The 865-nt window shown below is 75.0% G+C and carries 2 protein-coding genes and 1 pseudogene; all 3 read right to left on the bottom strand.

The window, feature by feature from the left end; genetic code table 11:
• Positions 1–334 (bottom strand): annotated as a pseudogene (locus ACWJ6R_RS37240) (5,10-methylene tetrahydromethanopterin reductase); the annotation flags it as partial.
• A gap of 84 nt (positions 335–418) precedes the next feature.
• Positions 419–580 (bottom strand): hypothetical protein, encoded by a 162-nt coding sequence (locus ACWJ6R_RS37235; protein WP_449066689.1) that lies wholly within the window; start codon positions 578–580, stop codon positions 419–421.
• Positions 570–865: T3SS effector HopA1 family protein (locus tag ACWJ6R_RS37230; RefSeq protein ID WP_449066688.1), on the bottom strand; the 296-nt coding region annotated here is incomplete at its 5' end. The genes ACWJ6R_RS37235 and ACWJ6R_RS37230, both read right to left, overlap by 11 nt.

The raw sequence follows: 865 nt of genomic DNA, 5'->3' as shown, positions 1-865 counted from the left end.
CCGGCTTGTCGTACGGCGCGCCGCGCAGCGCCCGGACCAGGTCCGGAGTCGCGGCGCCGTACCCGGCGACCATCGGACGGCCGGTGAGCGCCGCCAGGCTGCGCGCCTGCGCCGCCGCCTCCATCGGGTGCCGCAGCGGCATCAGCGTCACGCTCAGCCCGCACGGCACCCTGATTCCCCGGCCGGCCAGGTACGCGATCGTCTGGTGCGTCTCGGCCAGCACCGATTGGGCCAGCCAGAGCCGGCCGGCCAGCCCGCTCGCCACCAGCTCCCCGAACGGCACGACCGCGTCGGGGTGTGCGTGCTGGAGCGGGAACAGCAGCCCGGGAGCCATGGACCCCCCCTTTCGTCTCTGAGAACCCGGCGGTGCCGCGGGCCGTCCTCCGGCCCGCGGCACCGCCGCCGTCACCTCGAGTCGTCAGCAGCCGACATCGATGGTCCACGCGATGGTGCAAAGGTGCGCGGTCAGCCAGCTGGTCTCCTTCGGCCAAGCGCCGGGAGCGTCGCTCCCGGGGACCGCGGCGACCTCGGCGAGCGAGGTGTAGGCCTCGGCACCCTCCATCAGCAGCTCAGTGGACATGTGTGTCACCTCCTTCCTGGTCCTCGCAGGGTCCGGGCCCGTTATCGGGTCCGGAGGTCTCGAAGGGCAGCGGCGGCGAGCCGATGTTGCGGTGCACCGCGCCGGGTTCGACCCCGGCGGCCCGCAGCGCCTCGCGCACCGCCTCGTCCCGATCGCCGCCCTGCTCGGCGTGGGCCAGCAGCCCTGCGGCGACGGCGTGCGAGCGGTGCTCGCCGAAGCTCATCCCGCGCATGCCGGGCCGCCGGTCCTGCGGTTCCCACGCCCAGCCGACGCCGGGGCCGAGGG

It is taken from the genome of Planomonospora algeriensis, from assembly GCF_977012225.1.
This window is presented reverse-complemented; position numbering and strand designations above follow the sequence as displayed.

Coding starts and splice junctions, on each gene's coding strand:
- ACWJ6R_RS37235 (WP_449066689.1), bottom strand. CDS start 580: ATGTCCACTGAGCTGCTGATGGAGGGTGCCGAGGCCTACACCTCGCTC.